Source organism: Aquabacterium sp. UBA2148 (assembly GCF_002328915.1).
Classification (GTDB): Bacteria; Pseudomonadota; Gammaproteobacteria; order Burkholderiales; family Burkholderiaceae_C; genus Aquabacterium; species Aquabacterium parvum.
Genome location: NZ_DCXA01000133.1, coordinates 1 through 2862 on the forward strand (window position 1 = coordinate 1; position 2862 = coordinate 2862).

Annotated in this window: 3 protein-coding genes and 1 pseudogene; 2 read left to right on the forward strand and 2 right to left on the reverse strand. The window is 69.4% G+C overall.

Annotated elements, in window-relative coordinates; all coding sequences use genetic code 11:
• Nucleotides 1-244 precede the first annotated feature (244 nt).
• Both secB and B2W70_RS07195 read left to right on the forward strand, forming a co-directional pair.
• Nucleotides 245-694: a protein-export chaperone SecB gene (gene secB, locus B2W70_RS07190; RefSeq protein ID WP_058086661.1), complete on the forward strand. Its 450-nt coding sequence runs from the start codon at nt 245-247 to the stop codon at nt 692-694.
• A gap of 4 nt (nt 695-698) precedes the next feature.
• Nucleotides 699-1700 (forward strand): NAD(P)H-dependent glycerol-3-phosphate dehydrogenase, encoded by a 1002-nt coding sequence (locus B2W70_RS07195; protein ID WP_286744260.1) that lies wholly within the window; start codon nt 699-701, stop codon nt 1698-1700.
• A gap of 51 nt (nt 1701-1751) precedes the next feature.
• On the opposite strand, the gene trmL is transcribed toward B2W70_RS07195, so the two are convergent.
• Both trmL and B2W70_RS07205 read right to left on the reverse strand, forming a co-directional pair.
• Complete coding sequence (gene trmL / locus B2W70_RS07200; protein WP_286744262.1) at nt 1752-2222, reverse strand: tRNA (uridine(34)/cytosine(34)/5-carboxymethylaminomethyluridine(34)-2'-O)-methyltransferase TrmL; 471 nt, start codon at nt 2220-2222, stop codon at nt 1752-1754.
• An 18-nt stretch (nt 2223-2240) separates the two neighbouring features.
• Nucleotides 2241-2862, reverse strand: a pseudogene (locus tag B2W70_RS07205) (serine/threonine protein kinase); the annotation flags it as partial.

Sequence of the window (2862 nt, forward strand, 5' to 3'; positions counted from 1 at the left end):
GGGTGTTCGGCGGCGCCACGGCGAGCTGGCGCATCCTGCCGATCCAGGCCCTGCCAGCGGCCGTCGCACTGGCGTTGACTCTGCTCTGAGCGCGGGCCACCTCAGGGGACTCCAGGCGTCACCCCCCTCAGCCCCGTGACAGGCTCGTCACACGGCTGCGCCATAATCCCCCGCACCGGAGACAGACCCGTCAGAGCGCGCAACCTGCGACGCCCGGGCCCGCCGAACAAACCAAGGAATCGTCATGAGCGAACAAGCCCAGCCCAGCTTTGCCATCCAGCGCATCTACCTCAAGGACCTGTCCCTGGAGCTGCCCAACGCCCCGCAGATCCTGCTGGAGCAGGGCCAGCCCCAGATCGACGTGCAACTGAACCTGCACGCCGAACCCGTGGTCGAAGGCATCTATGAAGTGGCCGTGACCGCCACCGTGACCGCCAAGGTCAACGACAAGGTGCTGTTCCTGATCGAAGCCAAGCAAGCCGGCCTGTTCGAGATCCGCAACATCCCGCAAGAGCAGCTGCAGCCGATCATCGCCATCGCCTGCCCGCAGATCGTCTACCCCTACCTGCGCGCCACCGTGGCCGACACGCTCAACCGCACCGGCTTCCCCGCCGTGCACCTGACCGAAGTCAACTTCCAGGCCATGTACGAGTCGCAGCTGCAGCAAGCCGCTGCCCAGCAGGCCAACGCCTGAGCGGATGACCCCACCGATCACGGTCCTGGGGGCCGGCGCCTGGGGCACCGCGCTGGCCATCAGCGCGGCGCGTCAAGGCGTGCCGGTGCACCTGTGGGCGCGCGACCCCGCCCAGGCGGCCGAGATGCAAACAGCGCGCCGCAACGCGCGCTACCTGCCCGACGCCCCCTTCCCTGAAGCCTTGCAGGTCTCGGCAGACTTTGACCAGGCCGTGGCGCACGCGCATGCGCATGCACAACAAGGCCTGATCATCATCGGCACGCCCATGGCGGCGCTGGCCGAGGTGCTGCAACGCCTGCCTGTGGACGCGGCCGCGCTGTGGCTGTGCAAGGGCTTTGAAAAAGGCACCGGTCGGCTGGGGCATGAAATCGCGCGGGCCGTGAGCCCGCAGGCGCGCACCGGGGTGCTCTCCGGTCCGAGCTTCGCGCACGAGGTGGCCATCGGCCGCCCGACCGCGCTGGTCGCCGCCAGCCCAGACGCCTCGCTGGGCGAGCTGGCCGTGCGCACCTTCCACTCCGATTCGCTGCGCGTCTACACCTCGCCCGACCCGGTTGGTGTCGAGGTCGGCGGCGCGGTCAAAAACGTGCTGGCCATCGCCACCGGCATCGCCGACGGGCTGGAGCTGGGCCTGAACGCCCGCGCTGCGCTCATCACGCGCGGCCTGGCCGAAATGACCCGCCTGGGCGTGGCCCTGGGCGCACGCCCCGACACCTTCATGGGCCTGTCCGGGCTGGGTGACCTGGTGCTGACCGCCACGGGCAGCCTCTCGCGCAACCGCAACGTGGGACTGCAACTGGCCACGGGCAAGCCGTTGCCGCAGATCCTGCACGAGCTGGGTCACGTGGCCGAAGGCGTCTACACCGCACCCACCGTGTGGCAGCGCGCGCAGGCGCTGGGCGTGAGCATGCCCATCACCGAAGCCGTGGTGGCCGTGCTGGAGGGCCGCATGGGCCCTGCCGAGGCCGTTGGCGCGCTGATGCGCCGCGAGGCCAAGGCAGAGGGCTGAAGCCGGGCCCATGGGCGCCCGACACCACGCCAGGGCGCGTGGTCGGGCCGATCAGCCCCCGCCCGCGTAGCCGTTCTGGCGCCAGGCCTCGAACACCGCCACCGCCACCGCGTTGCTGAGGTTGAGGCTGCGCTGGTCGGCCCGCATGGGCAGGCGCACGCGCTGGGGCAGCGGGAAGGTCTCGCGCAAATCAGGCGGCAGGCCAGCCGTTTCGCACCCGAACACCAGCCAGTCACCGCTCTGCCAGCTCACCTCGCCGAAGGGTCGGCTGCCGCGCGTGGTGAACGCAAACATCCTCGAGACGTCAGGCTGCATCGCATCCAGGAAGGCTTGCCAGCTGGCGTGGCGCCTGACCGGCGCGTGCTCGTGGTAATCGAGCCCCGCGCGTCGCAGCAGCTTGTCGTCCATCGAAAAGCCCAGCGGTTCGATCAGGTGCAGCTCGCAGCCGGTGTTGGCCGCCAGCCGGATGACGTTGCCGGTGTTGGGCGGGATCTCGGGGTGGACCAGGACGATGCGGAACATGGGGCGCGATGATAGCCCTCAGCCTGCGGTCTGCTTGAAGGCCATGATGACCTGGTTGCGCAGCGTGCGCAGCAACGACAAGGTGCGCTCGTCCAGCACCAGGCCACCGGCCTCGGCCTGGTCGACGTAGATCATGCCCAGCACCACATCAGGCTGGTTGGGCCGCTTCATCCACAGCGGAAGCACCAGAAAGGTCGGCGCTTGCACATGGGCCTGGAACCAGCCTGGCAGCAGGCGCACCACGGCGGCCACGCTGGCATCGGCAATCAGGGTGTCGACGTTGCGGTGGCACACGGCGGCGAACAGGTCGGGCTGCTGGCCGGGCTGCACGTTCAGGCCGATCTGAAATGCCGCCTTGAGCACGTCGGCGCCCTCACCCAGGCCCAGGCGGCCCACCAGGGTGTTGGTCTTGGCGTCGCGCAGGCAGAAGACGACGCGGCGGGCACCCAGGCCGCGCCAGATGGTCTCGAGCACCATGTGCAGCACCGTTTGCAGCTTGAAGGACTCGACCAGGGTGTTGGTGATGTCCTGGATGCCGTGGGTGAGGATGGCCTCGCGGTCCGGGACCTGGTCAACGGGCTCCTGGCTCAGGGCGCTGAGCTCCACCTCGTCGGCCAGCTCACCAGGGGTGGCGTCCGCT

Excerpts from the sequence above, each read along its gene's own strand:
- secB (WP_058086661.1), top strand. The coding sequence starts at position 245 with ATGAGCGAACAAGCCCAGCCCAGCTTTGCCATCCAGCGCATCTACCTC.
- B2W70_RS07195 (WP_286744260.1), top strand. The coding sequence starts at position 699 with ATGACCCCACCGATCACGGTCCTGGGGGCCGGCGCCTGGGGCACCGCG.
- trmL (WP_286744262.1), bottom strand. The coding sequence starts at position 2,222 with ATGTTCCGCATCGTCCTGGTCCACCCCGAGATCCCGCCCAACACCGGC.